Source organism: Bacillus sp. RAR_M1_44 (assembly GCF_020165935.1).
Classification (GTDB): domain Bacteria; phylum Bacillota; class Bacilli; order Bacillales; family Bacillaceae; genus Bacillus; species Bacillus altitudinis.
In genome coordinates this window covers 700,912-726,835 of sequence record NZ_JAIUKX010000001.1, presented here as the reverse complement: position 1 = coordinate 726,835, position 25,924 = coordinate 700,912, and the positions used below count along the sequence as shown (strand labels likewise).

At 40.7% G+C, this 25,924-nt stretch carries 33 protein-coding genes and 1 riboswitch; of the genes, 29 read left to right on the top strand and 4 right to left on the bottom strand.

The genetic code is table 11. The features are described from left to right. Window positions 1-28: 28 nt before the first annotated feature. The 5 genes from LCD34_RS03910 (at window position 29) to LCD34_RS03890 (ending at window position 6,639) form a co-directional block, all read left to right on the top strand. Entirely contained in the window at window positions 29-1,006 is a 978-nt protein-coding gene (locus tag LCD34_RS03910; RefSeq protein ID WP_224558560.1) for an electron transfer flavoprotein subunit alpha/FixB family protein, read from the top strand. A 75-nt stretch (window positions 1,007-1,081) separates the two neighbouring features. After that, complete coding sequence (locus LCD34_RS03905; protein ID WP_224558559.1) at window positions 1,082-2,560, top strand: alpha-N-arabinofuranosidase; 1,479 nt, start codon at window positions 1,082-1,084, stop codon at window positions 2,558-2,560. A gap of 246 nt (window positions 2,561-2,806) precedes the next feature. Continuing rightward, complete coding sequence (gene trxA, locus LCD34_RS03900; protein ID WP_007501629.1) at window positions 2,807-3,121, top strand: thioredoxin; 315 nt, start codon at window positions 2,807-2,809, stop codon at window positions 3,119-3,121. Window positions 3,122-3,260: 139 nt separating this feature from the next. Further along, on the top strand, window positions 3,261-5,033 hold the full coding sequence (uvrC, locus tag LCD34_RS03895) for an excinuclease ABC subunit UvrC (protein WP_007501627.1): 1,773 nt from the start codon (window positions 3,261-3,263) through the stop codon (window positions 5,031-5,033). 61 nt (window positions 5,034-5,094) lie between these two features. Then, window positions 5,095-5,272: riboswitch (Lysine riboswitch) on the top strand. A 131-nt stretch (window positions 5,273-5,403) separates the two neighbouring features. Then, complete coding sequence (locus tag LCD34_RS03890) at window positions 5,404-6,639, top strand: aspartate kinase (RefSeq protein WP_113747106.1); 1,236 nt, start codon at window positions 5,404-5,406, stop codon at window positions 6,637-6,639. A 168-nt stretch (window positions 6,640-6,807) separates the two neighbouring features. Here the strand turns inward: LCD34_RS03890 and LCD34_RS03885 are convergent, their stop codons facing one another. Beyond that, entirely contained in the window at window positions 6,808-7,251 is a 444-nt protein-coding gene (locus LCD34_RS03885) for a YslB family protein (protein ID WP_008345974.1), read from the bottom strand. A gap of 283 nt (window positions 7,252-7,534) precedes the next feature. Here LCD34_RS03885 and LCD34_RS03880 point away from each other — a divergent pair, with 283 nt between their 5' ends. The 5 genes from LCD34_RS03880 to LCD34_RS03860 all read left to right on the top strand — a co-directional run bounded on the left by LCD34_RS03880 (window position 7,535) and on the right by LCD34_RS03860 (window position 12,077). Continuing rightward, complete coding sequence (locus LCD34_RS03880; protein ID WP_007501622.1) at window positions 7,535-8,143, top strand: succinate dehydrogenase cytochrome b558 subunit; 609 nt, start codon at window positions 7,535-7,537, stop codon at window positions 8,141-8,143. A 37-nt stretch (window positions 8,144-8,180) separates the two neighbouring features. Beyond that, a complete protein-coding gene (gene sdhA, locus LCD34_RS03875) occupies window positions 8,181-9,941 on the top strand; it encodes a succinate dehydrogenase flavoprotein subunit (RefSeq protein WP_008345971.1) in 1,761 nt (586 codons plus the stop codon). Window position 9,942: 1 nt separating this feature from the next. Next, a complete protein-coding gene (gene sdhB / locus LCD34_RS03870) occupies window positions 9,943-10,707 on the top strand; it encodes a succinate dehydrogenase iron-sulfur subunit (RefSeq protein WP_072367454.1) in 765 nt (254 codons plus the stop codon). Window positions 10,708-10,830: 123 nt separating this feature from the next. Beyond that, entirely contained in the window at window positions 10,831-11,289 is a 459-nt protein-coding gene (locus tag LCD34_RS03865; protein WP_007501614.1) for an acyl-CoA thioesterase, read from the top strand. Window positions 11,290-11,360: 71 nt separating this feature from the next. Then, the gene (locus LCD34_RS03860; protein WP_224558558.1) at window positions 11,361-12,077 is read left to right on the top strand and encodes a biotin--[acetyl-CoA-carboxylase] ligase; all 717 of its coding nucleotides are present in this window, start codon (window positions 11,361-11,363) and stop codon (window positions 12,075-12,077) included. Window positions 12,078-12,216: 139 nt separating this feature from the next. Here LCD34_RS03860 and LCD34_RS03855 read toward each other — a convergent pair whose 3' ends face one another. After that, window positions 12,217-13,347 carry a 2-methylaconitate cis-trans isomerase PrpF family protein gene (locus LCD34_RS03855; protein ID WP_144716600.1) on the bottom strand — a complete coding sequence of 377 codons (1,131 nt, stop codon included), beginning with the start codon at window positions 13,345-13,347 and terminating at the stop codon, window positions 12,217-12,219. Window positions 13,348-13,482: 135 nt separating this feature from the next. Between LCD34_RS03855 and LCD34_RS03850 the strand changes: the two genes are divergently transcribed. The 3 genes from LCD34_RS03850 to LCD34_RS03840 all read left to right on the top strand — a co-directional run bounded on the left by LCD34_RS03850 (window position 13,483) and on the right by LCD34_RS03840 (window position 16,291). Then, the gene (locus tag LCD34_RS03850) at window positions 13,483-14,343 is read left to right on the top strand and encodes a LysR family transcriptional regulator (RefSeq protein ID WP_007501609.1); all 861 of its coding nucleotides are present in this window, start codon (window positions 13,483-13,485) and stop codon (window positions 14,341-14,343) included. Window positions 14,344-14,498: 155 nt separating this feature from the next. After that, window positions 14,499-15,815 (top strand): CitMHS family transporter, encoded by a 1,317-nt coding sequence (locus LCD34_RS03845; protein WP_017358236.1) that lies wholly within the window; start codon window positions 14,499-14,501, stop codon window positions 15,813-15,815. Between the two features lie 206 nt (window positions 15,816-16,021). Beyond that, window positions 16,022-16,291, top strand: coding sequence for a LuxR C-terminal-related transcriptional regulator (locus tag LCD34_RS03840; RefSeq protein WP_224558557.1), 270 nt, complete (start codon window positions 16,022-16,024; stop codon window positions 16,289-16,291). Here LCD34_RS03840 and LCD34_RS03835 read toward each other — a convergent pair. Further along, window positions 16,274-16,708, bottom strand: a complete 435-nt coding sequence (locus LCD34_RS03835) for a helix-turn-helix domain-containing protein (RefSeq protein WP_224558556.1) — start codon at window positions 16,706-16,708, stop codon at window positions 16,274-16,276. The genes LCD34_RS03840 and LCD34_RS03835 overlap by 18 nt on opposite strands. 282 nt (window positions 16,709-16,990) lie before the next feature. On the opposite strand from LCD34_RS03835, the gene LCD34_RS03830 reads away from it, so the two are divergent. Both LCD34_RS03830 and LCD34_RS19540 read left to right on the top strand, forming a co-directional pair. Beyond that, on the top strand, window positions 16,991-18,085 hold the full coding sequence (locus LCD34_RS03830) for an AimR family lysis-lysogeny pheromone receptor (protein ID WP_109718376.1): 1,095 nt from the start codon (window positions 16,991-16,993) through the stop codon (window positions 18,083-18,085). Between the two features lie 20 nt (window positions 18,086-18,105). Then, a complete protein-coding gene (locus tag LCD34_RS19540; RefSeq protein WP_263490599.1) occupies window positions 18,106-18,231 on the top strand; it encodes a hypothetical protein in 126 nt (41 codons plus the stop codon). Between the two features lie 197 nt (window positions 18,232-18,428). On the opposite strand, the gene LCD34_RS03825 is transcribed toward LCD34_RS19540, so the two are convergent. Continuing rightward, window positions 18,429-18,827, bottom strand: coding sequence for a helix-turn-helix domain-containing protein (locus LCD34_RS03825; RefSeq protein WP_058015859.1), 399 nt, complete (start codon window positions 18,825-18,827; stop codon window positions 18,429-18,431). 156 nt (window positions 18,828-18,983) lie between these two features. Here LCD34_RS03825 and LCD34_RS03820 point away from each other — a divergent pair, with 156 nt between their 5' ends. From LCD34_RS03820 to LCD34_RS03755, 14 genes are all read left to right on the top strand, one after another. Next, complete coding sequence (locus LCD34_RS03820) at window positions 18,984-19,187, top strand: helix-turn-helix domain-containing protein (RefSeq protein ID WP_224558555.1); 204 nt, start codon at window positions 18,984-18,986, stop codon at window positions 19,185-19,187. A gap of 329 nt (window positions 19,188-19,516) precedes the next feature. After that, entirely contained in the window at window positions 19,517-20,362 is an 846-nt protein-coding gene (locus LCD34_RS03815) for a conserved phage C-terminal domain-containing protein (RefSeq protein WP_224558554.1), read from the top strand. After that, on the top strand, window positions 20,301-21,167 hold the full coding sequence (locus LCD34_RS03810; protein ID WP_224558553.1) for an AAA family ATPase: 867 nt from the start codon (window positions 20,301-20,303) through the stop codon (window positions 21,165-21,167). Before LCD34_RS03815 ends, LCD34_RS03810 begins: the two co-directional genes overlap by 62 nt. Before the next feature lie 108 nt (window positions 21,168-21,275). Beyond that, window positions 21,276-21,431, top strand: coding sequence for a DUF6906 family protein (locus LCD34_RS03805; RefSeq protein ID WP_162837042.1), 156 nt, complete (start codon window positions 21,276-21,278; stop codon window positions 21,429-21,431). Further along, complete coding sequence (locus tag LCD34_RS03800) at window positions 21,428-21,958, top strand: hypothetical protein (RefSeq protein ID WP_224558552.1); 531 nt, start codon at window positions 21,428-21,430, stop codon at window positions 21,956-21,958. Before LCD34_RS03805 ends, LCD34_RS03800 begins: the two co-directional genes overlap by 4 nt. Window positions 21,959-22,066: 108 nt before the next feature. Next, on the top strand, window positions 22,067-22,207 hold the full coding sequence (locus LCD34_RS03795; RefSeq protein WP_224558551.1) for a BH0509 family protein: 141 nt from the start codon (window positions 22,067-22,069) through the stop codon (window positions 22,205-22,207). A 15-nt stretch (window positions 22,208-22,222) separates the two neighbouring features. Next, window positions 22,223-22,396, top strand: a complete 174-nt coding sequence (locus LCD34_RS03790; RefSeq protein WP_186306829.1) for a hypothetical protein — start codon at window positions 22,223-22,225, stop codon at window positions 22,394-22,396. Window positions 22,397-22,457: 61 nt separating this feature from the next. After that, entirely contained in the window at window positions 22,458-22,676 is a 219-nt protein-coding gene (locus LCD34_RS03785) for an XtrA/YqaO family protein (protein WP_411910425.1), read from the top strand. 33 nt (window positions 22,677-22,709) lie between these two features. Further along, window positions 22,710-22,958, top strand: coding sequence for a hypothetical protein (locus LCD34_RS03780; RefSeq protein WP_224558549.1), 249 nt, complete (start codon window positions 22,710-22,712; stop codon window positions 22,956-22,958). Beyond that, entirely contained in the window at window positions 22,955-24,211 is a 1,257-nt protein-coding gene (locus LCD34_RS03775) for a DNA cytosine methyltransferase (RefSeq protein WP_224558548.1), read from the top strand. Before LCD34_RS03780 ends, LCD34_RS03775 begins: the two co-directional genes overlap by 4 nt. A 28-nt stretch (window positions 24,212-24,239) precedes the next feature. After that, window positions 24,240-24,980, top strand: coding sequence for a hypothetical protein (locus LCD34_RS03770; RefSeq protein ID WP_224558547.1), 741 nt, complete (start codon window positions 24,240-24,242; stop codon window positions 24,978-24,980). 10 nt (window positions 24,981-24,990) lie between these two features. Then, window positions 24,991-25,167, top strand: coding sequence for a hypothetical protein (locus LCD34_RS03765; RefSeq protein WP_224558546.1), 177 nt, complete (start codon window positions 24,991-24,993; stop codon window positions 25,165-25,167). Further along, window positions 25,164-25,436, top strand: coding sequence for a hypothetical protein (locus LCD34_RS03760; protein WP_224558545.1), 273 nt, complete (start codon window positions 25,164-25,166; stop codon window positions 25,434-25,436). Before LCD34_RS03765 ends, LCD34_RS03760 begins: the two co-directional genes overlap by 4 nt. Then, window positions 25,433-25,858 (top strand): hypothetical protein, encoded by a 426-nt coding sequence (locus LCD34_RS03755; RefSeq protein WP_224558544.1) that lies wholly within the window; start codon window positions 25,433-25,435, stop codon window positions 25,856-25,858. The genes LCD34_RS03760 and LCD34_RS03755 overlap by 4 nt, the downstream gene beginning before the upstream one ends. Window positions 25,859-25,924 lie beyond the last annotated feature (66 nt).

Here is a 25,924-nt window from a genome sequence, read left to right as displayed (position 1 = left end):
ATCACGAGAACAAGGGGGAGCTTATAGGATGAGTAAAAAAGTTGTTGTACTTGGAGAAAGTCGTGACGGTAAATTAAGAAATGTGACATTTGAAGCGATTGCTGCCGCTCACGAGGTGGCTGATGGCGGTGAAGTGATTGGCATTTTAATAGGGGATCACGTCAAAGACCAAGCGGATGAGCTGCTTTATTATGGAGCGGATCATGTGATGATCGTCGAGCACCCACATCTTTCATATTATACGTCTGATGGTTTTGCGCAGGCGCTTCAGGCAATATTAGATCAAGTCAATCCTGATGCAGTGCTCTTCGGTCATACATCGATCGGAAAAGACTTGTCACCAAAAATAGCTGCACGCCTGCAAACAGGCTTAATTTCAGATGCAATAGATGTAAGCGTTACCGGTGAACACCTTGTTTTCACTAGACCGATTTATTCAGGAAAAGCTTTTGAAAAAGTCATTTCAACAGATCGTCTGCTTTTGGCTACTATCCGTCCAAACAACGTGGCACCGTTGGAGCGTGATGCGTCACGCAGCGGAGAAGTGACGCAAGTTTCTGTCGATATTCAAAACCTAAGAACGATCGTGAAGGAAGTCATTAAAAAAACATCAGAAGGTGTAGATTTATCTGAAGCGAAGGTTATTGTGGCAGGAGGCAGGGGGGTCAAGAGCAAAGAAGGCTTTGAACCGCTGAAAGAACTTGCCCAAACGCTTGGCGCAGCAGTCGGTGCCTCGCGTGGTGCATGTGACGCTGACTACTGCGATTATGCCCTGCAAATTGGTCAAACCGGTAAAGTCGTCACACCTGACCTTTACATTGCTTGCGGGATTTCAGGAGCTATTCAGCATTTAGCCGGTATGTCCAACAGTAAAGTCATTGTTGCGATCAACAAAGACCCAGAAGCTGAAATCTTCAAAATCGCTGATTACGGAATAGTTGGTGACTTATTCGAAGTCGTTCCGCTTTTAAATGAAGAGTTAAAAAAGATGAATATCCATTCTTAACGCTCATACACTCAGAATGCCTAGGTATTCTGGGTTTTTTTGTATGTTATCACGAAACAAAGGAGCGGTTTATAAGTGAATGGGACAGTAAAAGTCAATGAAGTGATTGGACGCATTTCTAAACACATCTATGGACACTTTCAAGAGCATTTAGGAAGAGGAATTTATGACGGCATTTGGGTAGGGAAAGATTCAGAGATTGATCATGTTGAGGGGATTCGTACTGATGTGCTAAAGGCCCTTCAAGCGTTACATATCCCGGTGCTTAGGTGGCCGGGTGGCTGTTTTGCAGACGAGTATCATTGGGCAAACGGCGTCGGGGATCTGAGTGAACGTAAGCCGATGGTGAATACTCATTGGGGTGGCACCGTTGAATCAAATGCGTTTGGTACACATGAATTTATGAGACTGTGTGAATTACTTGAATGTGAGCCTTATATTTGTGGAAACGTTGGAAGCGGCTCTGTACAAGAATTAGCAGAATGGATTGAATATATCACATTTCCTAAAGGGACACCTATGTCGGATTGGCGGATTCAAAATGGAAAACAAGAAACGTGGGAGCTGACGTATGTTGGTGTAGGCAATGAAAGCTGGGGATGTGGTGGAAATATGACGCCAGAGTATTATGCAGACTTATATAAACGCTACCAAACGTATGTGAGAGAATTTGCTGGTCAGCGCATTTACAAAATCGCATGCGGTGCGAATTCAAATGATGTGAATTGGACAAAAGTATTAATGGAGCGTGCAGCGCCGTGGATGGATGGGCTCAGTTTGCATTACTATACGGTCCCAGGAACATGGGAGAAAAAAGGGTCAGCGACCGATTTTGACGAGGATGAGTGGTTTACAACGCTGAAAAAGGCGTCTGAAATGGAGCGGCTTGTCGTGGAACACGGAAAAATCATGGATCGTTATGATCCAGACAAGCGAATCGGGATGATTATTGATGAATGGGGGACATGGTATGATCCAGAACCGGGGACAAATCCAGGGTTTTTGTATCAGCAAAACACATTAAGAGATGCCCTAGTCTGTGCCTTGCATTTTCATATTTTTCATCGCCATTGCCAGCGGATTCATATGGCGAATATTGCCCAGACCGTCAATGTGCTGCAAGCGATGGTGTTAACGCAGGACGAAAAGATGCTTCTGACACCTACCTATCATGTATTTCACATGTTTCAAGTGCATCAAGAAGAAGAAGCGCTTGAAGTAGAATTGAATGCGCCTTCGTATGAACGCCGGGGTGAAAAAATCCCTCAAGTCAGTGTGTCAGCCTCGCGGTCATCTGACAAGATGCATATTAGTTTCTGTCATGTGAATCCCCATGAAAAAGCAGACGTATCTCTTGAGATAGAGGGAATCGATGCAAAAACGAAGGTCACTGGCCGTGTGCTGACTGCTGATCGGATGAATGCGCACAACACGTTCGATGATCCTCATTCCGTTCAGCCTGCGGACTTTCGGCAATTTGCTGTTAAGCACGGCGAGCTGACTATTGATCTACCGCCTATGTCGGTTGTCATGTTGACTGTCGATCTGGCTTAATCGCATATTTCAATGTTTGATGAGAAGAATGTTGGGGCATCATACATTGTAAATGAAGCGGAAAGGGAGTTATGTCATATGCTTAGAACCATTCTGATGATCATTGGTGCGATTGTTGTTATTGGTGCGATTATACGGTTTGTTTTTTAATTCATTTCATAAAAAATGATTCGTAAGCATTTCATTCGCAAGTCACTTTGGTAGATGCTATACTAAAAAGCATAATTTACATTGGAGGAATGAATAATGGCAATCGTAAAAGCTACTGACGCAACATTTTCACAAGAAACTGCAGAAGGTGTTGTTCTTGCAGATTTTTGGGCACCTTGGTGCGGACCTTGTAAAATGATTGCTCCAGTTCTTGAAGAACTTGATCAAGAAATGGGCGACAAAATGAAAATTGTAAAAATTGATGTAGACGATAACCAAGAAACTGCTGGTAAATACGGCGTTATGAGTATCCCAACACTTCTTGTTTTAAAAGACGGTGAAGTTGTAGAAACTTCTGTTGGTTTCAAACCAAAAGAAGCACTTGCTGAGCTTGTCAACAAACATCTATAAACCAATCTACGCCCAAGCGGCATAATCATTGAAGCGGTTCTCGTAAAGACGAGAGCCGCTTTTCTTTCAGCGTGGTATAAAACAAGTGTTCGTGATACACTAGAAGGAGTGAAAGAGGAAAACAAGGACGGATGAAAATATGAACAAATTAATTAAAGAAAAGCTGTCAGTCCTGCCGGATCAACCAGGCTGTTACTTAATGAAAGATAGACAAAATACGATCATTTATGTAGGTAAGGCAAAAGTTTTAAAAAACAGGGTACGCTCTTATTTCACTGGATCACATGACGCCAAAACGCAACGGCTTGTCAGTGAAATTGAAGACTTTGAATACATTGTCACCTCTTCTAATATCGAAGCGCTCATTTTAGAGCTGAATTTAATCAAAAAATATGACCCAAAATACAATGTCATGCTCAAGGATGACAAAACGTACCCTTTTATTAAAATTACGAATGAACGTCACCCTAAGCTGATTGTCACCCGCAATGTGAAAAAGGATAAAGGGAAATACTTCGGTCCATATCCGAACGTACAAGCAGCAAGAGAAACGAAAAAGCTGCTCGATCGTTTATATCCACTTAGAAAATGTGCAACACTCCCTGACCGAGTCTGTCTTTATTATCATCTTGGACAATGTCTTGCTCCGTGTGTGTATGACATTTCTGAAGAAACGAATAAACAGCTCGTGGACGAAATCACAAGATTTCTAAACGGAGGTCATCAGCAAATCAAGAAAGAATTAACAGAGAAAATGCAAGAAGCGGCCGAACAATTAGAATTTGAGCGGGCAAAAGAACTGAGAGATCAAATCGCATACATTGACTCAACGATGGAAAAGCAAAAGATGACGATGAGTGACTTATCTGATCGCGATGTGTTTGCCTATGCTTATGATAAGGGCTGGATGTGTGTCCAAGTCTTCTTCATCAGACAGGGGAAATTAATTGAACGTGATGTCAGCCTATTTCCGATGTATCAAGACCCTGAGGAAGAATTTCTCACGTTTATGGGGCAGTTTTATGAAAAGAACAACCACTTTCTGCCGAAGGAAATTTTGGTGCCGGACAGTGTCGATCAAGAGATGATTGAACAATTGCTTGAGACGAACGTTCACCAGCCGAAAAAAGGAAAGAAAAAGGATTTACTTTTACTTGCCCATCAAAATGCCAAAATTGCTCTCAAAGAAAAGTTCTCGCTTATAGAGCGTGATGAAGAACGGACAATTGGTGCAGTGAAGCAGCTTGGAGATGCACTCAATATTTATATGCCATACCGGATTGAGGCGTTTGATAACTCCAATATCCAAGGAGCAGACCCCGTTTCCGCTATGGTTGTCTTCCAAGACGGGAAGCCGTATAAAAAGGAATACCGAAAATACAAAATTAAAACCGTTGAGGGGCCTGATGATTATGCTTCCATGCGTGAAGTCATTAGAAGGCGGTATACCCGTGTGTTAAAAGATGAACTGCCGCTTCCTGACTTGATTTTAATCGATGGAGGAAAAGGACAAATCAACGCAGCCATAGATGTGCTCGAAAATGAATTAAATCTGTCTGTTCCTGTGGCAGGTCTTGTGAAAGATGAAAAACACAGGACATCGAATCTTATGATGGGTGATACGCTTGAAATTGTTGCGCTCGAACGGAATAGTCAGGCCTTTTATTTATTGCAGCGTATTCAAGATGAAGTGCACCGGTTTGCGATTAGTTTTCACCGGCAGCTGCGAGGGAAGAATGCTTTTCAGTCTATTCTAGACGATGTCCCAGGTATCGGGGAAAAGCGTAAAAAGCAGTTGCTTAAACATTTTGGCTCTGTGAAAAAGATGAAAGAAGCCTCTATCCAGGATTTTCAGGACGCTGGTATTCCGAAACAAACGGCTGAACTTTTAATGGAGGCATTAAAAAAATAGATTGTACTTTTTCCAAAAGTCTGTTAAGATGTGACTAATTTAATAAATGAACGTGTTGTTTGTTGAAGATAGAGGTGCGAACTTCAAGAGTAAGCCTTCAGAGATCGAGGGGATCTAGGAAGAGGGCTGAAAGGGGAGCGTCGCCGAAGTGAATAAAATCCACTCATTTTATTCGCTGGCTGTACATTGAAGAAATGTAGGGCTGTCAAGAATGTATTTCTTGGAGGGCTATCTCATTGTTTGCATCGTTTGATGATGATTTTAAAGCAATGGGAGATTTGTTCTCTCATTGCTTTTTTATTTGCAGTGCAGAGAGCAGTCTCCGCAGCCTCTTCTCTCACACGTGATCTTTTGAAAAAGGGTGGTAGACATGGGACTAATTGTACAAAAATTTGGTGGAACATCTGTTGGATCGACAGAAAAAATTCGCAATGCCGCAGAGAGAGTCATCGCTGAACGCGAGGCAGGAAATGATGTGGTCGTGGTTGTGTCTGCGATGGGCAAATCAACGGATGTTCTAGTAGACCTAGCGAAAGAACTCACAGATGATCCAAGCAAAAGAGAAATGGATATGCTACTGACAACTGGTGAGCAGGTGACCATTTCATTATTAGCGATGGCACTGCAAGCAAAAGGTTATGATGCCATTTCCTTTACAGGCTGGCAAGCTGGGATGAAAACAGAGAAGGTGCACGGAAATGCAAGAATCGTGGACATCGATGAAGCAAGAATCCAAGAAGAACTGAGTGCGGGAAAAGTCGTCGTTGTAGCAGGTTTCCAAGGAATTGCGGATGATCTACATATTACAACACTTGGACGTGGTGGATCAGATACGACAGCAGTGGCACTAGCTGCGGCACTCAAAGCGGACAAATGTGATATTTATACGGACGTACCAGGTGTGTTTACAACAGATCCTCGTTATGTGCCGTCTGCGCGAAAACTTGCAGGAATTTCATACGATGAAATGCTTGAGTTAGCCAATTTAGGAGCAGGTGTGCTGCATCCGAGAGCGGTCGAATTTGCGAAAAATTATCAAATCCCACTAGAAGTCCGTTCTAGTATTGAAAATGAATCGGGTACGTTAATTGAGGAGGAATCATCTATGGAACAAAATTTAGTTGTAAGAGGCATTGCATTTGAAGATCAGATGACACGCGTGACGGTATGCGGCCTTTCAAGCGGTTTAACAACGCTATCGACGATTTTTACGACACTTGCAAAGCAAAATATCAATGTTGATATCATCATTCAGTCTGTCACAAGCACCAATCAGACCTCCATCTCTTTCTCTGTGAAAACGGATGATTTGTCTAAAACAGTTGAAGTATTAGAAGAATACAAAGGTGCGCTTGGTTATGAGCAGATTGAGACAGAAAGCAAATTAGCCAAAGTATCTATCGTTGGCTCTGGTATGGTCTCAAACCCAGGCGTTGCGGCTGAAATGTTCGCTGTGTTAGCTCAAAAAGACATTCAAGTGAAAATGGTCAGTACGTCTGAGATCAAAGTCTCAACAGTCGTTGATCGTGAAGATATGGTGAAAGCTGTAGAAGCCCTTCATGATGCGTTTGAATTATCAAAGGTGAGCGCCGCTGCTCATTCTTAAATCTTTAAAAGAGGTGTATCCCATAAAAAGATACACCTCTTTTTTATATTGGAAATCATCAGCATATGAAGAAAGAAAAACATGCGTAAACCGGTACGCCAACTGTGCTATGATAGAAGGGTATATAAAAAAGGCGTGACACGAAGTCATCGCCTTTCATAAACAGTGTTAGCTAGGGTCTCTTAAATCCCATTTAACGGTTAAAATGACTTTATCAGCACGCTTTTTTACTTGTTCATAGGATTCAGCCACGTGCTCATTGAGAAGCTGAATCTGTTCAGCGATAAAACCTGCTTCCATTTGAAAGCATGGCTCCTTTTGATAGCTGAGTCGATTCGATACAAGTGGACCTTCGAGCTCAAACTCAATTTCCTGTTTTTTAGAATGGACCATCGTGAGAGTTCCCCATCCGGCATCATGGAAAAATTCGGGGATCTTTTCCCATGACTCTTGAGGAAATTTACGAGCAAGCAGTTTACCCGCAAAATACATCATAGATGAATGATCCTGACCAAGAATGTCAGGCAGCAGAACTTCGCGTATCAGCTCGTAGGCAAATCCATTGACTTCAATTTCTTTTAGCTGTTCTAAGTTAGATTCGAATTTATTCATTGTATGGCTCCCCTCTTTCAACAATTTATTATAGCTTATGTGGGCATATGATGACAGAGTTTTCCCTGAAGTCTAAGAAATTCTTATTGTAGTAAAACGAATTTTGATTTAAAACTTTTAAATTTCGGAAAATTTTAATTTATGTACGCGGTTTCTTGACGCTTTTTTGACATAGGAGTAAAATGAAATTGTCAATAAATTTGAATAAAGTGCTTACAATTGAAAGAAGCGGGGGTAAGACAATTTTCAAGCAATTGCACTTTTTTTACTAGGGGGTAAAGTAATGTCGGGGAACAAAGAATTTTTTTATCGGAGATTGCATTCTTTGCTTGGCGTCATTCCGGTCGGTCTATTTTTAGTACAGCACTTAGTGATTAACCACTTTGCGACGAATGGACCAGAGGCGTTTAACAAAGCTGCACACTTTATGGAACAGCTTCCATTCAGATATGCACTTGAGCTGTTCGTGATTTTCTTACCACTGATCTATCATGCTGTTTATGGGGTGTACATAGCCTTTACGGCACAAAACAACACGTCTCGCTTCAGTTACTTAAGAAACTGGTTGTTCAGACTGCAACGGATTACAGGTATCATCACATTGATTTTTGTCACTTGGCACGTATGGGAAACACGCATTCAAGCGCAGCTTGGAGCTGAAGTAAACTATGACATGATGGCGAATATTTTAAGCTCTCCATTTATGCTAGGTTTCTATATTGTCGGCGTTTTATCTACTATTTTCCACTTTGCTAATGGCTTGTGGTCATTTGCTGTCAGCTGGGGAATTACAGTTTCACCACGCTCACAAAGAATCTCCACATATGTGACATTAGGTATATTTATAGCGCTTTCATATGTAGGGCTAAGAGCAATTTTCGCTTTTGTTTAAGAGGAAATAGATTAGTAGAAGAGGGAGAGGGGCTACAATGAGTAATTCTAGCATCATCGTTGTCGGAGGCGGCTTAGCTGGTCTCATGGCAACTATCAAAGCAGCAGAAGCGGGAACAGCTGTTAAACTATTTTCAATCGTACCTGTGAAACGTTCGCATTCTGTTTGTGCACAGGGCGGAATTAACGGAGCGGTCAATACAAAAGGTGAAGGAGATTCACCTTATGAGCATTTTGATGACACGGTATATGGCGGAGACTTTTTAGCTAACCAGCCGCCAGTAAAGGCAATGTGTGAAGCAGCGCCGTCCATTATCCACTTACTTGATCGTATGGGTGTAATGTTTAACAGAACACCAGAAGGATTACTGGACTTCCGCCGTTTCGGGGGAACACAGCACCACCGTACAGCATTTGCTGGTGCGACAACAGGTCAGCAGTTATTATACGCACTAGATGAGCAGGTTCGCCGCTATGAAGTAGCGGGGCTTGTGACGAAATATGAAGGCTGGGAATTCCTTGGCGCTGTCTTAGATGACGAAGAAGTATGCCGAGGCATTGTCGCACAGAACTTGACGACAATGGAAATCGAATCCTTCCGTTCAGATGCTGTCATCATGGCAACAGGTGGCCCTGGTATCGTATTCGGTAAATCAACGAACTCCATGATTAATACCGGATCAGCTGCATCGATCGTTTATCAGCAAGGTGCTCATTATGCTAATGGAGAATTCATTCAAATTCACCCAACAGCGATCCCAGGAGATGACAAGCTGCGTCTCATGAGTGAATCAGCTCGTGGTGAAGGTGGACGTGTTTGGACATATAAAGACGGAAAACCTTGGTACTTCCTTGAAGAAAAGTACCCAGCATACGGGAACCTTGTACCGCGTGACATTGCAACGCGTGAAATTTTCGACGTATGTGTTGAGCAAAAGCTTGGCATCAACGGAGAGAACATGGTGTACCTAGATCTTTCTCACAAAGATCCAAAAGAGCTTGATATTAAGCTTGGTGGAATCATTGAAATCTATGAAAAATTCATGGGTGATGACCCGCGTAAGCTTCCGATGAAAATTTTCCCGGCTGTTCATTATTCAATGGGCGGATTATGGGTTGATTATGATCAAATGACGAATATCAAAGGCTTGTTTGCTGCCGGAGAATGTGATTACTCTATGCACGGCGGAAACAGACTTGGTGCAAACTCATTGCTTTCTGCGATATACGGCGGAATGGTTGCTGGACCAAATGCTGTGAAATACATTAGCGGTCTTGAAAAGTCTGCAGAAGATTTATCATCTGCAACATTCGACAGTGCCGTGAAGAAAGAGCAGGAGAAATGGGACAACATCCTTAGCATGGATGGCACAGAAAATGCATATGTGCTTCATAAAGAGCTTGGAGAATGGATGACGGACAACGTGACAGTGGTTCGTTACAACGAGAAGCTCTTAAAAACAGATCAGAAGATTGAAGAACTAATGGAGCGCTATAAGCATATTAACATCAACGATACAGCTTCATGGAGCAACCAAGGCGCTGCCTTCACGCGTCAGCTTGACAACATGCTTCAGCTGGCACGCGTCATTACGATTGGGGCTTACAACCGGAATGAAAGCCGAGGCGCACACTATAAACCGGAATTCCCAGAAAGAAACGATGAAGAATTCCTAAAAACAACGATGGCTACGTTCAAAGGGAAAAACCAAAAACCTGCATTCCACTATGAGGACGTCGATGTATCGTTAATTGCACCTCGTAAACGAGATTACTCGAAGAAAAAGGTGGAGAAATAAGATGAGTGAAAAAAACACGATTCAATTTATTATCACACGTCAAGATACAGCAGATGGCAAGCCTTATGATGAGGAATTCGAAATCCCTTACCGTCCGAATATGAACGTGATTTCTGCACTCATGGAAATCAGACGTAATCCGGTCAATAAAAAAGGTGAAAAAACAACGGCGATCAACTGGGACATGAACTGCCTTGAAGAAGTATGCGGCGCTTGTTCCATGGTCATTAATGGAAAGCCTCGCCAGTCATGTACAGCACTAATTGACAAGTTAGAGCAGCCGATTCGTCTTCAGCCAATGAAAACGTTCCCGGTTGTGAGAGACTTGCAGGTTGATCGAAGCCGTATGTTCAATTCATTGAAAAAAGTCAAAGCATGGGTGCCGATCGATGGCACATATGATCTTGGACCTGGACCAAGAATGCCTGAGAAAAAGCGTCAATGGGCGTATGAGCTTTCAAAATGTATGACATGTGGTGTCTGCCTTGAAGCTTGTCCAAACGTGAATGATAAGTCTTCCTTTATGGGCCCTGCACCGCTTTCACAAGTTCGTCTATTTAACGCACATCCGACAGGTGCAATGAATAAGTCTGACCGTTTAGAAGAAATTATGGGTGATGGCGGTCTTGCAAACTGTGGGAACTCTCAAAACTGTGTGCAGGCTTGTCCGAAAGGAATCCCGCTCACAACATCAATTGCAGCACTTAACCGAGATACAACATTACAAGCTTTCCGTAACTTCTTCGGAAGCGATCACGCAGAATAACATCACATTCAGTCCTCCTTGCCAATCATGATGAGTGTTTACAAGAGGCTGGATGCAATAACATAACAAACGCCTCTTCCAATACGGGAGAGGCGTTTTGTTTGCGAATAAGGAGTGGATCAAATGAGGCTGCCGTCATATATTGAAGAACCGTTTGAAGAGTGGAGGGCATCGTTTCGATTTTATGTGGAAACAACCGTCCGTTTTTCAGAAACGGATATGTTTGGTCACATGAACAATGTCACCCCGTTTGTGTATTTTGAAGAGGCGCGGATTGCCTTCTTTCAAAAAACGGGAATTGTAGATAAACGAATGAAGCGCGCGAGAGAGACGATTACGGTCGTGGCAAACCTTCAATGTGATTACATCAAGCAAGTGGAGATCGGTGAGAGGCTGCGTGTGTATGTAAAGCCGGAAAAGGTTGGATCAAGCTCTCTCATCCTTCATTATTTAGGAGAAAATGAGCAGCAAGAACCGTGTTTTACAGGCTCTGTTACGATGGTGCAAATAAGTAAAGACACCGGTGCCCCTGTGCCGTTTACAGAAGAGGAAAAAGAAACTTTTCAAGCCCAGCGACATTAAAGAATCACGGGTAGATGCTTCATTTTGTTATAATAAAAAAATCAGATGAAGAAGAAACAAAAGGAGATCACATGAAGATTTTTCAATACGACACCATTGATAGTACAAATAATGAAGCGAAAAGGCTTATTCAGCAAGGAGAAATCCCTTCATTTGCCGTATATGCCCGGCAGCAGACAGCAGGGAGAGGCAGGCTTGGCAGACCGTGGGAAACGCCTACAGGGAATGTGGCTGTCACAATGACAGTAAAACCGCCAGTAGATATCTCCACCCAATCAACGATTGCCCCGCTGACGGCACTCGCCATTTATGATGTACTCAAACCACTTATGAGAGCAGAGGATCAGCTGGCAATCAAATGGCCAAATGATCTATTGATTAATGAAGCGAAAGTATCTGGCACATTAATTGAAGCAGACCGCAGCGCCATTTACATCGGTGTGGGCATCAATGTAGAAACAAAGCCGGAGCACGTTCCGTATAAAACCATTTGCCTATCAGAACTCACTGAGGTGAAAGCCGACCAGCTAGTGAAAGATTTGGCAGCTGCCTTTGAAAAATACCATGCACGCTGGCAAATGGAAGGATTTGAAGCCCTCACTGCCCTTTATAACAAACGATTATATCGGCTGAATCAACCGCTTCGTATTTCATTAGATCGTGAAAAGCAAACATGGCAGGAAGGGATTTGCTGTGGTGTGAACCGATATGGTCATATTCAGTTAAAAGATGATCAAGGACATATAAAAGCCCATTCAGCAGGAGATATTGATGCACCGCCCAAGTAGACAATTTCTCGTTCGATGAGTGTAGAAAACCGTTGCATTCGATGTTAGAACGGAGTTGCTTTAAGATCTTCACACTGAAAAAAGACAAAGAGCTAAAATCAGTTCATTTTAGCTCTTTGTCGACAAGATGACGTCTCATTTATGCTTCTTTTTTTATTTGAGGTTGAACCATGTAGTCTTTTTTTGTAAAGACCACTCCATCTAGGATTTCTCTTGCGGTTCGAATAACTTTGACTCTGTTTTCAGAGATATCAATTTCAGTTTGCATAATACCAGCAGGATGACCAATTCGAAGTGTATCATCTTGACCTTCAAACAGCTGTGCCGGAAGCGTTTGATCCATGAAACAGCTGGATGACACACAGACAGATCCGGTAATGGCAAGTGCTTGGTGCGGTCTTTGCATCGATAGCATCCGAACGATGATGTCCATATCTGCTGCTCTTCTCAATATTCCATTTGTATCTACATAATCAGCAGGCTCGCTAATAATTGCAAGCTTAGGAACAGCTGGAGACTGTAATGTGGCCAGTTCTTTTGGTGCAAAGTGACACATTTCAGCAGCGATGGAGCGAATCACTTCTAAATCATCCAGCAATTCGTCTGTAAACTCCTCAGGCAATTCAGTTCCTTTTAATTGAATATCTTTGGCACGGACAAAGGCGATTGGATTTGCAATGTCAACGATTGAGATCGGAATCTCTCCAAACTTTGTTTGGATCGTATCCATTTTGTTTCCAGTCGGAAAGGTTTTACCTGTGACAGCGCCTTCAGGTTTCTCAAAGGATAAATAAATGGGAGAACCTGTTCCTTTCACTCCTGGAATTTCTGCCTGTCCTTCAAATTTTACTTCTCCGTTCTCGACTTCTACCTCTGCCACAATGATTTTATTCGTGTTGGTATTCAGAATACGTACTGTTGTGACAGGCTCAACTGCTTGGACAAGTCCTTTAATGATGGCATACGGTCCAACTGCTGATGAGATATTCCCACAGTTTCCTTTAAAGTCGACAAATCTTTCATTGATGCTGACTTGTGCAAACGTATAGTTCACATCCACATCTGGACGAGTGGCTTTATCGATAATGGCCACCTTACTTGTTAAAGAATTACCGCCCCCGATTCCATCAACTTGCAGCCGGTCAGGGCTACCCATAATGTCTAATAGAAATTCTTCGAGCTCATCGTGTTCGTAAGGTGCATCATTGGCTTGAATGAAAACCCCTTTGCTTGTACCGCCTCGCATGATTGTGATTGGAACTTTTCTCATTGCTCTCACCCTCAATTGTTTAGTTACTATTTATCTAATCAAAATGGTAAAGTATAATAAGAAATAAGTTAAATACATTATTTTAAGAGAAACTGATAAAATATTTTTATAACAAGGTCAAAAGGAGGGCACACAATGGATGAGAAAGACTGGCGGTTTTTAAAGGTGCTATATGAAGAGAAGAACATTACAAAAGCGGCAGAAAAATTATTTGTCTCGCAGCCTGCCTTAAGTTATCGATTGAAACAGCTTGAAGAGGAATTTGACATGAAGCTTTTCTTTAAAAGAAAACGAGGGATTGAATTTACATCAGAGGGCGAATACTTGGCTAAATACGCAAATGACATGCTCAAGCAGCTCCAGCAAACGAAAGATGGCATGCTCAATATGCAAAAAAAGGTCAAAGGAACGATCAGGTTAGGGGTGTCGAGTAACTTTGCTCAATATAAACTGCCGGAAATTTTAAGAGAGTTTTCTAAGCAATATCCACATGTTCAATTTATGGTGAACACAGGATGGAGCACAAAAGTCATGGATTTATTAGGGACATCAAGTGTACATTTAGGGATTTTAAGAGGAGATTACGACTGGAATGGAGAGCGATTTTTGCTTGATAAAGAACGCCTTTGTATCATTTCAAAATCAGAAATACAGCTAAAGGACCTACCAAAGCTGCCGCTCATTGACTATCACACGGATAGTTCATTAAAACGATTGATTAACAGATGGTGGCAGGAGACGTTCACGATGCCTCCGCTTGTGACAATGGAGACAGACAGGCAAGATACGTCAAAAGAGATGGTGAAGCATGGTTTAGGTTATGCCATTGTCCCGGAAATTTGCCTCAGACCAAGTGATGAGCTATTTGTAAAAGGTCTTTCGTATAAAGATGGACAGCCTGTTTTAAGAGATACATGGCTCATGTACCAGCCGGATTCCCTTCATTTGTCTGTTGTGAAAGCATTCATTGAGTTTTTAAGAAGTCAGCAAGGCTAATTATAAAAAAAATTTATTGAATAGACGAAAAAATCGATATTTTCATTATAAAAAAAGCTATTATATCCTTGAAATAGAAAGCGCTAACATTTCGGGCCGCAAGTGCAAAAGGGGCGCTTGTGGATCGTGTAAAGAAGAGGATGGAGGGATATGAAGTGCTAGCTATTTTAGGGATCTTGATGGTCGTGACTTTTACATTTCTTATTATGACAAAACGTATGCATCCGGTGGTGGCTCTAACCGTTGTGCCAATCATCTTTGCATTAATCGGTGGATTTTACAGCGGATTAGGGGACATGATGCTTGATGGACTCAAGACCGTTGCACCATCTGCTGCTTTATTGTTATTTGCCATCTTATTCTTCGGTGTCATGCTGGATGCTGGATTGTTTGACCCATTGATCAAACTGATTTTACGTCTTGTGAAAGGCGATCCGGTGAAAATTGCTTTTGGGGTAGCGATTTTGTCTATGCTTGTTGCATTAGATGGTGATGGAACGACAACGTACATGATTACCGTATCAGCTATGCTGCCACTTTTCTTAAGAATTGGGATGAACCCACTGATTTTAGGGACGATTTCATTATTATCATTAGGCATTATGAGTGGAATGACGCCTTGGGGCGGTCCAGCCACTCGTGCGATTGCTGCACTTGGTTTAGATGCAGCGGAATTCTTCATTCCATTACTCCCGACGATGATAGGGGGCGGTCTTTTTATCCTTTTTACAGCGTATGTTCTTGGAAAAAAAGAACGGAAGCGCATTGGGGTTGCCGAGATTCAGTATAAAGAAGAGGTCTCGATCTCTCCTGAATTGGCGGCATCAATTGAAGATGGCGTTGCAGATATGAAGAGACCAAACTTGATTTGGGTTAACTTCTTCCTGACGATTGCTGTCATGGTAACACTTGTATTGGATATCGTACCGATTCCTGTACTCTTTCTCATTGGCTTTGTCATTGCGCTTATGATCAACTATCCAAAAGTTGAAGATCAGCGTGAGCGGATTTTATCGCATGCAGGAAATGCCTTAACGGTCATTACCCTTGTGTTTGCAGCAGGAATTTTCACAGGCATTTTTTCGGGAACAAAAATGGTGGAGTCCATTGCTAACTTGGTCATTTACATGATTCCAGATTCATACAGCTCATTTTTTCCACTCATTGTCGCTTTGACGAGTATGCCATTTACATTTGTTCTTTCAAATGATGCGTATTATTTCGGGGTGCTGCCAATCTTAGCTGAAGCCGGCGCAGCTTACGGAATTGATCCAGTAGAAATTGCGCGCGCCTCTATTATCGGACAGCCTGTCCATTTGCTGAGTCCGCTTGTGGCTTCAACATTACTGCTTGTGAGTATGCTGAATAAAGATATTGGTGATTTGCAAAAGTACGCACTGCTATGGACCGTACTCACAGCCCTGTTTACAACACTTATTGCTCTTTTAACAGGAGCCATTTCGATATTTTAAAAGCTTGTTTGATCAAGGACGATGTCTCTATAGGGGACTCGTCCTTTTTTGTGCGGCTTGAAGGGGAGGAAATTGGACGCTCATCTGCGGGAATTCTCGATTTTAACGTCACCTACCTCAAGTACCCGGCATATGATATCTCGACTATACAGAATCCCATTCTATAGAGACTAGAGCTCTCACCTTAGCAAGGAGGGTTACAATACTTGAAGGAGAAAGAGTTTCAATCCAAGCCGCTATTAACCAAAAGAGAAAGAGAAGTATTCGAATTGCTCGTCCAAGATAAAACAACAAAAGAAATTGCAAGCGAGCTTTTTATTAGCGAAAAGACTGTTCGAAATCATATTTCGAATGCTAAGCATACCTTTTACAAACGAACAATAAATCCTCGAATAAGTGTAGAAACAAAGTGCTTAGAGGAAGGGGAAAGAAATAGGAGTGGAAAAAAAAGCTTAAAATCAATCGTCATTAGATGAAATATTGCTTGTGAAGAATTTGACCTTAGAGGCTCTATAACTCTTTAATGCTTCAAGCATGAAATTTCGTTCATCATCTGTTAATGGGTTTCCATCATCATCTATAATGTTAATATTTTTGATTGTATCAAGAGTCAGTCCATTCACATAAACTTGATTCGTCTCTACATCTTTGCCTTTGTTATCAATATATCTAGGATCGGTAATAAAAAAGCTGAGATCCACATTGAAAAAATCGGAAAGTTTCATCATGGCTTCCAAAGACGGACCTTTAATCTTACCGGTTTCAAGCTTTGATAAATACCCATTACTCAAACCAACTTCTTCAGCGAGACGTCTTATTGATAGTTTAGGTTTTTGCTTGTTTCTTAGTCTGTTTAAGTTTATTCCGATTATTTCGTTTTTTTTATAATCCATAGATAAAGACACCCCAATTTAATACCACTTAAATTTAATCAACAACAATAATTATATCATGTTGGAAATTACTTGCTAATAATCCTAATCATATTTACAAATAAAGCTCGCAGCATATAACTCCTCCAAAAGTTATATGTTAATATAAACCTTAAAAGGATTATAATTGAATTAACAGAAAAGGATTGTTTTTAATTTTAGATTAAAAATTCATACTTATTCGACATTTTGTGACAGCATTTTCGACTTTAGAGTGCTAAATTGATTTTGAAAGGTGAGCGTATGCACATTACAGTTAAAAATGATGATATAAGAGACGTTCTGAAAAAACACCTGGATAAAATGGAGAAATCGCAAAATAGTATCGCCAAAGCGATCGGGATTACAAAAGGTTATATGAGTAAATTTTTTTCGGGAAAAGAAATAGCTTTTTGGATGGTCATAGAAACAGTAAGGGAAATTTCACCTAGTGAAGAAAAACAATTGATGAAAGAATACTCTAAAAGTGGCTTCGATAAGAAATACATTTATAGCGCTTTGGAATATTATTACACCAATCAGATGTTTAATGAAATAAGATATATTATTGATAATTATTCTTCTGTAGCACCAGACGCTTGTAATGCTTACCGCTTTGTTTTGGACTTTAGAGAATCATTTAAACCGCTTGAACACCAAAGAGCATTAAGTAATCTTAAAGCAAAAACTATAGAAGGTAAAACATTACTTGAAATATTTGAATCATATGTCTATTACAATATCGGGAAGTACGATTTAAGTTTGTATTCAATTGATAGAGCCAAGGAATTTTTAAAAGAAATTAATGATCCATTTCTAAAGAAGAGCTTTAAAGCGAGAATTGATGAGATTCTTGCAAACACGTACCTGAAACAAGAAAATAATATTGAAAAAGCAAGAGATTCTGCAATGTCTTTAATGAAAACAGGTATTAGCAAAAGCCATGTCATGACCGCAACATATTTACTTGGCCTATCCTATTTTTTTGAGTCGTATAAGAAATCACTAAATTACTACAAGCAACTTTTGAAATTATATGAAGAGTTTCCAGAGAGAGAAGAAGAAGTTATCCAAAATAAAGAAGAGATTGCTATTCTTCAGTATTACTGGTGTAAAAAAATTGATGAAGATTATAATGTTACACATTTTACACAGGTTCTAAGTGAAGGCAGTTCACTTAAACTGTATTACTTAGATAAATCCTTACGCCCCTATGCATATCTATTTGATGGAATTAGAGAGGTAAGGACAGATAAAATTTTATTATCTTTACACTTTTTCTCTGAACAGCGTGATTACTTTAGAGCTAATATCCCGAAAATCCAGTTGAAAAAAATGGATTTAGATCTTACACTTTAAAGGTCAGGGGAGGTGAAAGTATGAAAGTATTAACTAGCTTATTTATAATTACAATTTTTCTTTTACCAGCCGGAGTGAAGGACGCTGATATGAAGAGTGAAAAAGAAATGATTATTCAAACGAAAGAAGTAAGAGTAGGGATGTAAAAAAAGACGTTACCAGAAATGGTATCGTCTTTCGTGTTTTAAAGAGGTGTTTCCTGTTTTGGGAAAACAAAAAAACAGGAAACACTAGTTAAATTAGGGGGAAAGTATATTGTCTAGTTACGAACAACTTATTGAAAAAATAGAGAGAGAAATATCTAAAATAAAGAAACTTGAAGAAGAAAGCAAAAAAAAATAAATTATTCTTTTCCTTTTAAATAATTTTCTCTTAACTCTCTTAGTTCCTTTAGGCGATCAATTACATAATTAATTTCTTCTTTTGTGATTTTAGAGCCGTTGTCATGAACAATGTTTAATTTTTCAAGGTCATTTATATTAATATGTTTGCTTGAGAATAATTCGTTCTCTTTTTCAGTAAAGCTATTTATGCTTTCTTCATCCAAAAATAAATATGAACTATGTACATCAAAATAATCTGCTATTTTATTTATAACTTTAACGGAGGGAATTTGTGAGTTATTCTCAATTCTAGATAAATAGCTTTGAGATATACCAATTTCCTTAGCTGCCTCTTCTACCGTTTTCTTCTTTTTTAAACGTAGACGCTTTACAGCAAAACCGATTTTTCTATTCTCCATTTTTAAACCACCTTTGATCGTAACAGTTTAACCAAAATTACATAATAATTATAGCATACTGACTTTCCAGACGGGAATATTTCTTTTGGAAAAGACTTGCCAATAATATTCCTGTGTGGTATATTCATTCCTGACAGGAATATTAGGAGGTGCTGTGTGATTGACCTTGATGAACTAGCTAAAATGTTGAAAACGAAAAGAAAAGATAGTGGTCTTTCTCAAGAAGAATTCGCAGAAGTGATGGGTTTTACGGGTTCTTATATATCGAGACTAGAAAACGGAAAAATTTCTCCTACTTTTAAAAGCTTAGAGAGAATTTCAGAACAAATTGGCATAAAAGCCAAGCTTTTTTTTGAATAATTTAATACCTGTCAGGAATATTGGTTGGGGTTTTTTAATATTAAATTTGAAACTGCTGATTTTTTGGTGGGTAGTCCTACTGTCCACATTGCATATTATGTGTCGAGGTGATCTTTATGGCTAACAAAAAGCAAAAGAGGAAAAGCAACTTGTTCCTCGGAGAAGTTTTCTTTGGAACAGAAGACAGAGAAAAACTTTTTACTGAGGCTGTGGCGCCTTATTACACACCAGTAAAAAAAGAAAAGACAAAAAAATCTAAAGAGGCTTGAAACATTTTGTTTCACCTTTTTTGAAGGACAAGCCTAATCATAAAAAGAGGTGAGTAACTCGTGGCAAAATTTCGCCAAGTCTATACAACATTTTGGAATGATCCGAAGGTTACTGAAGAAATGACACCAGAGGACAGATACTTTTATTTGTATCTCATCACTAATCCAAACACTACTCAAATTGGTGTGTACTCAATTACAAAAAAACAAATGGCTTTTGATTTAGGGTATTCCATCGAGTCAATAAACAGCCTTATGGATCGATTCGAAAACCATCATGAATTAATTGTTTATAACAACGAAACAAGAGAATTAGCTATAAAAAATTGGGCTAAATACAACCTGAATAAAGGTGGAAAACCAGTACTGGATTGTATTGCAAAGGAATTAAGAGAGATCAAAGATAAATCGCTAATACGACTGGTTTATGCATATGTGAAAAATGACAGTATAAGGGAGTTGTTTGAACGATACGTCAACGACTCGTCAACGATACGTCAACGACAAGTGGACAATAAGAAGAATAAGAAGAATAAGAAGAATAATAAAGATATATTGTCGGGAAACCCGACTGCGGATGAATCAGAAATCCCATTCAAACTCATAACGGATCTTCTCAATCAAATGTCAGAGAAAAATTACCGTCACACCACACCAAAGACACAGCAACTAATAAAAGCAAGATGGAACGAGGGATTCAGATTCGATGATTTTAAAAAGGTCATCTTAGCAAAATGCTTTGAATGGCGTGATAACCCTGACATGAGTAAATTCCTTCGTCCCGAAACACTTTTTGGGACAAAATTCGAAGGCTACTTAAACAACAGTGATGAGGTGATAAAGCGTGCGCAGCATAAAGGCGGCGGCAGCCGAAGTCATAAACGACAAAATGACCTTCCATTCTGATTACTGTAATAAGCACACATACACTCGTGGCAGTAAAGATGTTGTAAAACCTGTGCGAATGATGGTTATGAACGGGAAAGTTATTTGCCCTCGATGTGAACTGGAAGAAGAGTCCAAGAAATTGCAAAAAGACTTAGAAAGTCAGATTGAATATAGCCAGCGTCAGAAGAAATTTAACATGTTGGAAAAGCACAGCATGTTCAGGGATCGAACTGTCTCACGAGCAACGTTTGATAATTACGATGTATCTGAGCCAGAAGAGACAAAGAATAAAAAGCGCATGATGGATCTTGTTAAACACTTGCAACAAGGTGAAGTATTCAACATATTTTTGCAGGGCCATCCGGGAGTGGGGAAGAGTCATCTTGCATATGCAGCACTTAGAGAACTTAATGTTCCTCCTGATCCCGACAACCCTAAAGACATAGGCCTATCATGTTTGTTTATCAATATGGAAGATGCGGCTACGGCAATTAAAGATTCATTCAGCAACAAAGAGAGCAAGTACACAGAAGCGTATGTGACTCAGTTGATGGGTGAAGCCGATTATCTCGTGATAGATGACATCGGTGCAGAAACAGGGTCAGAACATTCGGATAGTAAAGCCAGTGATTTCATTCATCGTCTCATCTACAAAGTAACATCTGCTCGGCAGGATAAAGTGACGATTTATACAACAAACCTCACTAGCGAAAAGCTGTATCAAATGTATGACAGCAAGTTAGTATCACGCATCACCCAAAAGCAGCAGTACATCATTTTTAAAGACACATCGGACAAGCGTAAAGAAGTGTTGCCGTTCTAAGGGAGTGTAAAACATGAGCAAAATCACATCTGAGAAAGTTGATAGTTTAATAGATCAGCTGGAAGTAAGTCTGAACGAATATAAAAAACATAAGGAGGCGCGCTGAATATGAAAAAAGGCGGCAGAAAGCCAACACGCTCAGAAAGAAAAATCCTAGTAGTGAATGGGTTAAACCCTCGTTACTGGCACGTGGAAAAGAATCTGGCAGCATCCATGCATATTGTGCATAAAGAGGTTGGGCGAAGAAAGGAAATTGCAAAGTGAGCGCTACTAGAATCATCTTAGAACATGTGAATTTTGAATGGACGATCGTAGGTCTTAAACGGTTTTTGGATTACTGGTACGAAGGAAGATCGGTCGTTGAAATGGCGGAGTTATTTAACCGACCATCAGAAGAAGTGTTGCTGCTAATGATTGATTTTAGCAAGCGTGGAAAGATCAAGGAGCGTCCGAACGGTGTCGGAGCAAACGAGCCTATGTATATCAAAAAATGCACAATGAGCTACAAAAAGAGAGATTTACGAAAGCTGTTTGAACAACAACCGGTTTACTATGCTTGCCCGCAAAACAATTTCATCTGGTGCGAGAGGGACATCATAGCTTTTCGAAAGATGTGGCAGGACCATGAACCGGTCAGACACATCGCGAACCGTTTAGCACGCAAGGTTGATGATGTCCTGTTGCTGATTATAGATCAAGCCGAATTAGGCAAGATCGAGCCACGTAAAGGCGGCGCACTAGGAAAGGAGTACAAGCAGCATGAAAAGAAAAAGCATCTTGTTGCCATTTGAGAAAGCGACAGCACGGCAGTTGGAAGTGATTGCGCGGTATGAAAATTGTCCAAAACGGATCAAGACAGCAGCCATGCGCCACCTCAAGAAGAGGGGAGGCATCAAGTGATGACAATATCAGAAAGAGAATTTTTGATTGAGTGGTTGAGTCTTAAAAATGGGGCTTATGGGCGGGAGCATTGCGAGAAACTGACTGACGAAGAACTCGAAAGAATCTTTAATCTCAACGTTCCGCAGCGTGACGAATAAAAGGAGGTGAGCATATTGGAAACTGTAGTGAATCCATACAAAGCAGGTCCAGTGAAAGCGTGGGTTATGTCAGAGGATGAACTAGCAGCATATAGACAGCAACATCCACCCAAGCCATATAAAAAGAGACTCAAACGAAAAGACTGGCGTTGGCAGCGCACAGATCAATCCGTCGAGTCTCAGCGGTAAGAATTCACATCAGTTCAATGTGAGTAATTAAGCTTAGGAACCTTAATTATATCACATTGGAGTGAAGATTGTGAATAGACCGCAGACTATCTCATTAACAAAAAACGAGCCTTTCACAACATTAGTTGAACAAGGCAAGGTAAAAGTGATCGTGCTGGACGGGGTCAACAACACTGCGCATTACATAGAAGCTCCCGAACATGGTCACACAATCATCGAAACGATTAAAGGAAGTTTTGACCGAGTTAGATTTGATTTCAGTTATAAAACTAAACCATAGCAGGGGTTTATCCCCTGTGGGGGAGGATATACCATGAATTTACCTAAACATATCGAACTGTCGCAAGCCGTCAAAGCCTGCAAAAATCAAGCGATGACGATTGATGATGCAGCTGCATATATAGGCGTACCGAAATTTTTCGTACCGGTGCTTGCTGATTATTGTCCTGATCTGATCATAGAGGGGAATGTCGTCATGGCGAAAAGGGAATCAAACGGCCCTGTCATTCTCACGGTGCTTGGTTTCATGGCGGTCATTGTTATTGCTGGGTTGATGCAATGAAACAGCTCAATCTATTCCGTGAAATCATTGTAGATAACTTTGCAGGAGGAGGTGGAGCAAGCACAGGCATCGAGCTTGCGACAGGCTTATCAGTAGATATAGCTATCAATCATGATCCTGCTGCCATTGCAATGCACGAGGTGAACCATCCTGACACAGAACATTACTGTGAGTCAGTATGGGATGTTGATCCTAAACAAGCAGTTAAGGGACGAAAAGTTGGTCTAGCATGGTTTTCCCCTGATTGTACACACCATTCAAAGGCGAAAGGCGGCAAGCCTGTAAAACAGAGCATCAGAGGGCTTGCGTGGATCGCTGTCAGATGGGCGATTGCAGTTAAGCCACGCGTCATCATGCTTGAGAACGTTGAGGAATTTAAAGACTGGGGGCCTATCTCTAGAGAAGGTAAACCCATCAAAGAGCAAAAGGGGCAGACATTTCAATCATTCGTCAAAACGCTGGAATCACTTGGATATGAAGTGCAGTTCAGAGAGTTAACGGCTTGTGACTATGGATCGCCAACAATACGAAAAAGGTTCTTCATGGTTGCAAGATGTGACGGAAAAGAAATCATATGGCCAAAGCCAACACATGGTGATCCCAAAAGTCTTCTTGTTCAAACAGGAAAGCTCAAGCCGTGGCGATCGTCTTACGAGATTATAGATTGGTCCATAGGGGTCCCTAGTATATTCAGCAGAAAACGGCCCCTTGTTGAAAATACGATGAAACGAATCAAACGAGGTATTGATAAGTTCATTGTGAACAATCCAAGTCCTGTAATGGTGCCGGATAAGAGCAAAGCGGCTTTCTTGATTAGCTATTACACAGAGCAATCAGAAAAGGATGTAAGAGGCCTTTCGCTTGATCGTCCATTACACACAATCACAGCTGGCGGCAATAGATTCGGATTAGTGACCGTTGCATTTTTGACTAAGTATTACGGTCAAGGCGTAGGTCAGCGGCTAGACGAGCCATTGCATACCATTACAACCAAAGACCGTTTCGCATTAACAACAGTTTGCACAAATGGTAAGAGGATCGCAGACATCGGATTGCGTATGTTGCAACCAAACGAACTATTTGCAGGGCAGGGGTTCCCGCCTGGATATACATTTAACATCGGTAATAAATCAGACCAAATACGCAGGGTGGGGAATAGTGTTCCGCCGCAATTCGCAGAGCAGCTGGTCAGGGCGAATTTACCTGAATTATGTGTACCTGAACACATGAACAAATATAGCAAAGCAAACTAACAGCCTAGCGGCTTAGGAGGAAAAAATAATGAACCTTGAAAAAAATATTAAAGATGTTATTGCACAACAATTAGAAAATGGAATCGTTGAAAATCTGATCGCAGAGCAATTGAAACAAGGCGTTTCAAAAGCGCTTGAAGACCTGTTTACTTCATATGGTGGAGAAGCAAGAAAAGTCATTGAAAACAAGTTGAAAAGTGTCATTGTCCCGTACCTTGAAACTTACGATTACTCAGAATACATCACTAAGCTGGATCATGTGCTAGTCGAAACGATAAAAGAAGCTTCATTTGATAACCGCAAACTGCTTGAGAACTTCAAGAATTTAATGATTGAAGAAAAAGAAAAGACTATCAAACTGTCTGACCTCTTTAATGAATGGAAGAAGTATGTGGCAAAGGAAGTAGAAACTGACGGCCTTGAAGTTGAATTTGAAGCTGGTCCAGAGTATGAAGCGGTGGAGGTTAGTGTTCAAGTTGAGCGTAATGAGGACAGATCGTGGAGCAGTTTTGAATACGCCACAATATTCTTTGAATGTGAGCATGACGAAGATTTGAATTTTGAGATACCAATTTCTATCTATAAAAAAGATAAGGAATGGGATATTGACTATCGAACAAGTAACGAATTGAAGTCGCTAAGACATCTAAATGACTTTGAAATCTTGCTAATGAGATTAAGTCAAAACGGTGTGAAGCTCGACCTTGATATTGAGTGGGAAGAGGATGAAGTGACGCCGGATGAAGAGCCAGAACCGACTTTCGGATAGGAGAAAACACATGAAGCTCAATAAAAAGCAACAAAATCAAATCATCGAACGAATGAACGATTTTGGAGAAAGAGGCGTGAAATCGAACGGAGCGGATAAAGAAGCTGTTGCCGGAATGGCTACTCTTCTTTGGATGCTACAGGTCTTAAACGTTGATATGGAATCACTAAAGGAGGAAGCACGATGAAAACTAAAAAAATCAAACTAGAAATAGAAGAGATACTAAAATACCACCGCAGCATGCTTATTGAGATTCCAGAAGATTTTCCGAAAGATGTCTTAGATGATGTACTTGATGAGGTTGAAAAGACAGCATCGAGTGGACTAGATGTGTCATATGCTCTTGAAAAGATTGAAGGATTAAAAGTGTTGGAGCATGCAGACGATGACTTAAGAAGTCCTCACAGTGCAGAAATAGAGATATATGAAATGAACGAAATGAGGGATGACAAATGAAAAAACTACTAATCACACTCACTATTATTATTGCGGCGGTGCTTTATGCGCCATCTGCTCAAGCAGTATGGTCAAACTGGCAAACTGAGGGATATGGTCACCAAGCACGAGTCTTTACGGATGACACCAATTACTATGCAGGCGCTTCTACTGTTGATTGGAGAGCAGAGAAGAAAGGATCGAGCACGCTATACTGCACCGCTGGAGTTTACAAAAAGCGAAGCGGTGGCGGCTTAACAGATACTAATCTAGTGCAAAGGGGCAGCTTCAAAGTGTCCACGCCGCTAAAGTCGTTTAGTGTTAAAGAAATTCGCAAGCGTACCGGCAGAGGAACATACGTGATCCAGCTTGACTGCTACACCGATTCAGCAAAGACAAAATACATCGGTACCTTCCAGTCGGTTAGATTCAAGATAAATTAAGGTTTTCGTTTTCAATTATCAGGATGTTAAAGGAAATAGAGGTTAGATTTACATTTCATGGTATAA